Annotated in this window: 2 protein-coding genes; both read left to right on the top strand. The window is 33.6% G+C overall.

Features of this window, described 5'->3' with window-relative positions; all coding sequences use genetic code 11:
* A partial coding sequence (locus PVV59_RS09095; protein WP_273755788.1) for a type ISP restriction/modification enzyme occupies positions 1 to 3,100 on the top strand: 3,100 nt, incomplete at its 5' end.
* Positions 3,101 to 4,756: 1,656 nt separating this feature from the next.
* The gene (locus PVV59_RS09090) at positions 4,757 to 5,512 is read left to right on the top strand and encodes a hypothetical protein (RefSeq protein WP_273755787.1); all 756 of its coding nucleotides are present in this window, start codon (positions 4,757 to 4,759) and stop codon (positions 5,510 to 5,512) included.
* Positions 5,513 to 5,612 lie beyond the last annotated feature (100 nt).

Here is a 5,612-nt window from a genome sequence, read left to right as displayed (position 1 = left end):
TTGGCAAGTTCTCAATGCTTTGCTTTCTCATGATGAGAATTTTAGCAAAACCCTTAACCAAATGAATTTAGGGCAAGATGTAAGTTCTATTATCGATATTGTTACGGTTTCTCAAAATAGTGACTTAAAGAATGTCACAACGGTTGTTGATGATATCCCCCTTCACGCAAAACCAGAAAGTGCAAGCGCGGGGAATGTCTATCCACTGCGAAAATCGCTTAACCCCCATAATGGTCAAGAACGTTTTAACTTTGTGATGGCGTTTCCTAATGCTCTCAAAACCCTTCTGATTAAAAAATCGACCCTTGCCGATTATTGGGGCATATGGGCGAACAATGTTGCGGAGATTGCTCAAAACCACATTAATCGTCTTAAAGATATCCTTTCTGATAAAACCAGTAAAGCCTATTATGCTTTTGAGAGCTTTCATAAGGAGTTAAAGAGTAATTTAAACGACAGTATTACCCAAGAGGAAGCGCTAGAGATGTTAGGACAACATCTTGTGACGCGTCCCGTGTTTGAAGCTTTGTTTGAAGGCAATAAGTTTGTCCAGAACAATAGTATCTCGCAAGCCATGGAAAAGATCTTAGCTGAGTTGGATAAAACCAATATCCAGCAAGAGTCAAAGGAATTACAAAAATTTTATAACAGCGTAAAATTCCGTGCCTCTGGAATTACCGAACCCCAAGCAATACAAAACCTTATTATCAAACTTTACGAAGACTTTTTTGCCAAGGCATTTAAGAAAACCACGGATAGGCTTGGGATTGTTTATACCCCCGTTGAGGTTGTGGATTTTATTATTCATTCTGTTGATGAAGTGTTACGCAATGAATTTGGAAAAAGCCTAGGATCACGTGGTGTTTCTATTCTTGACCCTTTTACGGGTACTGGAACCTTTATCACAAGGCTTTTACAATCCAATCTCATAAAACCAGAGGATATGGAATATAAATTCCGTCATGATATCCATGCCAATGAGATTGTTCTCTTAGCGTATTACATAGCAGCCATTAACATTGAATCGACTTATCATAGTCTTATGAAAGGAGAGTATATTCCTTTTAAGCATATTGGTTTAACCGATACGTTTCGAATGCTTGAAGAGAAAAATCTGCTACAAAAATTATTTAAAGAAAACAGCGAATACTTAGAACTTCAAAAGAAACTGGATATCAAAGTTATCTTTGGCAATCCCCCTTATTCCGTAGGACAAAAAAACGAAAACGACAATGCAAAAAATAGTCCTTATCCGATATTAGATAAACGTATTCGCGAAACTTATGCTGCTCAATCGAAAGTTACGAATATACGAGCGCTTTATGACAGTTATATTCGAGCTATTCGCTGGGCTAGTGACCGTATTGATAATGCTGGAGTAATCGGCTTTGTTTCTGGTTCGGGTTACGTAGAAAAATCAACAATGGACAGTTTACGAAAATCTTTAGCCAAAGAATTTACGAGCATTTATGTTCTTAATTTACGGGGGGATATTCGTAAAAATATGTTAAGCAATGGGAAAGCCAAAGAAGGAGAAAATATTTTTGGTAATGGTAGTATGACGGGCATTGTTGTGACACTGTTTATAAAAAATCCCAATGTTTCTGGAGATTGCAAGATTTACTATCATGATATTGGTAATAATCTCACAACAAAAGAAAAACTTACAGCTCTTGAGTACTTTGGTAGTATTGAGGGCATTACACGTGAAAATGCTTGGCAAATGATTACACCAGATGAACATGGTGATTGGCTTGGACAACGTGATAATAGTTTCAAAGCATTTTTAGCCATGGGTTATAAGACTATAGGTGATAAGAAAAGTCATGATAAAAAGCTTTTTGAGATTTATTCTTGTGGTGTAAAAACCTGTCGTGACGCTTGGGTATATAATGCAAGCCATAAAGCTTTAACGAAAAATATGCGCAATATGATTACCTTCTATAATAGTGAAGTGGAACGTTTTAATAATGCCTATTCACATGCTGACCACAAGACACGTACAAAGGTTGTAGATAATTTCGTAAACTCAGATGAAAGTAAAATCAGTTGGAGTTATAATGCCAAAAGAGACTTGCTAAAGGGAAAATCTTTCAATTTTGAAGAAGATTACCTTACAAAAAGCTTGTATCGTCCTTTTACACAACAGTGGCTTTATTATAATAGGGATCTAAACGATGGCGTTTATCAAATGCTATGTATATTCCCTATGGGAAAAGCAGTTGAAAATAGAGTAATACAGGTCTCTGCAATAGGAGCAAGAAGTGGTTTTTCTGTTTTGATGACCAAGGCTATACCTAATGCTCATACAATAGATACTAGTCAATGCTTTCCACGCTATATTTACGAAGACACTGAATCTTTAAAAGATAAAAATAAGAAACAATCCCATTTATTTAAGCATTCTACAGAAGATAGCAAAACAGCTGATTTACAAAGGCGTGATGCCATTACGGATGAGGGTTTAGCCCATTTCCAAGCGGCTTATCCGAATGAAACACTCACGAAAGATGATCTGTTTTATTATGTTTATGGGCTCTTACATTCAGAAGATTATCGCACTCGCTATGCTGATAATTTATGCAAAGAATTGCCTCGCATACCTTGCGTAAAGAGTGCTGATGACTTTTGGAAATTTGTAACAGCAGGGCGTGAACTGGGGCATTTGCATGTAAATTATGAAGATGTAGAACCTTATCCAGTGACCTTTAAAAAGGGTAATCCAAAACAGACTGATATCTCTAATCCAGAAAAGTTTTACTACGTTACAGAAATGAAATTCGCAAAAATTAAGAATAGCAAGGAAAAGGATAAATCTACAGTTATTTATAATAGCAATATCATCATAACAGACATTCCTTTTGAAGCTTATAACTATATCGTAAATGGCAAGCCCGCTCTTGAATGGGTTATGGGGCGTCAATGTGTTAAGACCGATAAAAAAAGTGGCATCGTGAATGATGCTAATCGCTATGCTGTTGAAACCGTTGGCAATCCTGCTTATCCATTGGAGTTATTCCAAAGGGTTATTACTGTAAGTTTGGAGACAATGAAAATTGTTAAGAACTTACCAAAACTAGAAATTAAAGAAATTGAATAAGCTTATAAGACCTTAAAACTCATAAGGGGTATAGAGCCTTGTAACTATAATCTATACCTCTCTTGTAAGTTGATTATCTACAATCTTAAAAGGAGTGTTTATATACGTTATTCTAAAAAGAAATCATTTGCACTTTTAAACACCGTCATTTGGATTGCCTTTAAAAGATTACACTGTAATCTCAAATGATAGCTTTATAGCTTTCAAAAAACCTCTTTAAAGAGAGTTTTATATCTTCATTTTGCTTATAGGTTTTGTCTGTTTTTAAAACCCCCAAAACACCTACAAAACCCTCTTAAATATATATTAAAGATTGTATTTATGTATTGTGTTTAATATAGGTTGTTTATTTGAAACATTAACATATTGAAATATAATAACTTTTATTTTTGACTAAAAAATATATATAAAGGGGGTGTAAAAAGAACACCCAAAACCCCCTAAACTATAACCATCACTATCTTGATAGCATTTCTTATGATTATACCTCTTTCTTTTGAAAGGCTTTAAGAGATCACATGCTTTTTAAAGACGTGTTTTAATCATGCTCTAAAATTATAAGTTTATCCATTTAAGTGGACTGATAAAAATTCATTAAAGGGATTTTGATAACGTAATCAGTTTTCATTTTCATATGCTTTTCATAAAGCACGTTTTAATCACTCACTAAAATGATTACTTTTGTCGGTTCAATTTACTGACACAAACTGACAAATATATATTTACGGTTGTATTTATTTGTTATGGTTGTTTTAATAAGTTGTATTTTTGAATAAGAATAAAGAATTAACATATTGAAATATAATGTTTTTAATTTTTTATATCATTTAAAAAAATACTCTAGGGTCTAAAAACAACTGACTAAACTGACAAGACTAACAAAAGTCTATTAAAAGCGATTTTGCTAATCTCTATAGTTATCAATCTCTCTTTAGAGATTTCATAACAAGCTATAAATAACAATTATCCTCTTTATCATTTCTCTTATGAAAATGAAAAATGATGCGGTGGCTATAAAGAATGCGTGAAAACAGCAAGGTCTTATAATCACAATGCAAATGAATGCATTGGTTATAAAGACAGTTCTTATAAAAGGCTGTTAAATTGCAAATGTGTTATGAAAGAAATTAACAGAAATCTTTAAAAACCATTTAGTAAAAAACATGATAGGTTATAAAGTTAAAAATACGCATTATGAGAACGTTTCTAAATATTATAAATGTATAGATTCAAAAAATAACACAATCGTTTAAGAAAGCCAATAATATAGCTTTAAAAGCATATAATAAATAAGAAGCGATTAATAAGCATATGACAAATATATACACACAATGCATTTAAAAAAACATAAAAAATATCAAAAAAGATAAAATAATAATTGACAATAAATACGTATTTTGTTATATAAATAATCAAGTGATCAAAACACTAAACTACTAGCGAATAGGTTACGAATAACCTTTCCAAAGTCTTTAAAATACTGATTGTCTTTTATGCTTTTATTAGTATATAGAGATTTTTGTCGGGTGTGGTTACACCATACAATACTCTTTTATGAGAAAAGTGTAACAACGGACTAGTAGCCGTGTTTTGAACGCCCGGCGCCCTTATGGGCTGTCAATTTCAAAACTTTTAAAACTACTAGGAAATATTCCAATGAAAAAATACGAATTTACCAATGAAAGTTTCACTTTTGATGGGATTACTTTACACCGTATACGTGCTTTAAGGGATTTTGATGATGTAAAGGCGGGGGACCTCGGGGGCTTTATCGAAAATGAAAGTAACCTCTCTCATGATGGCAATTGCTGGGTATATGATAATGCTGCGGTTTTTTTGAATGCAACTGTTTATGAGAATGCTAAAATCTATAAGGAAGCTAAAATCTTTAGAGGTGCAAAGGTTTATGGCAATGCTATCATAAATGGAAAGGCTTTAATTTTTGATACAACCGCTCATATTTATGAGAATGCAAAAATTCATGATAACGCTAGGGTCTGTGGTCATGTTTATGGCAATGCCGTGATTAGTGATAATGCTACTATTGCTAATGATGCCTATGTTTATGACAATGCCAATGTTTATGAAAATGCTCATGTTTGTGGCTATGTTTTTGGCAATGCTCGTGTATATGGCAAATCACGCATTTATATCTGGGCGCGCGTTTATGATAATGCTCATGTCTTTTGTAATGCTTGGATTAAGGATTGTGCAAATATTTATGGCAATGCTAAAGTTTCTGGCTCGGCGCGTGTGGGCTGCCTCGCACAAATTTATGATAATGCAAAGGTCTATGGTAAATCCAATATCGATCATCAAGTAAAAATTTATGGCAATGCTGTTGTGAATAGCCATGCTAAAATTCGTCATGATATCTGTGGTGATGATCAGTCATTAAAAGACGCTGCGTAATTGAATAATACGCGGGCGCGGCGGGGGCGCCCTTCTTTAAAACATTTCATTTTAAAATTTAAATCTCTTTATAAAGGAATTGTGCCATGCAAAAGAAGTT

The sequence above is a fragment of the Bartonella sp. MM73XJBT.G genome (genome assembly GCF_028618435.1).
Lineage (GTDB): Bacteria > Pseudomonadota > Alphaproteobacteria > Rhizobiales > Rhizobiaceae > Bartonella.
Note: the sequence above shows the minus strand (reverse complement) of the source record. Positions and strands in the feature narration are given on the sequence as shown.

What these genes read in the sequence shown, in the direction of transcription:
- PVV59_RS09090 (WP_273755787.1), top strand. Translation starts at nt 4,757, where the DNA reads ATGAAAAAATACGAATTTACCAATGAAAGTTTCACTTTTGATGGGATT.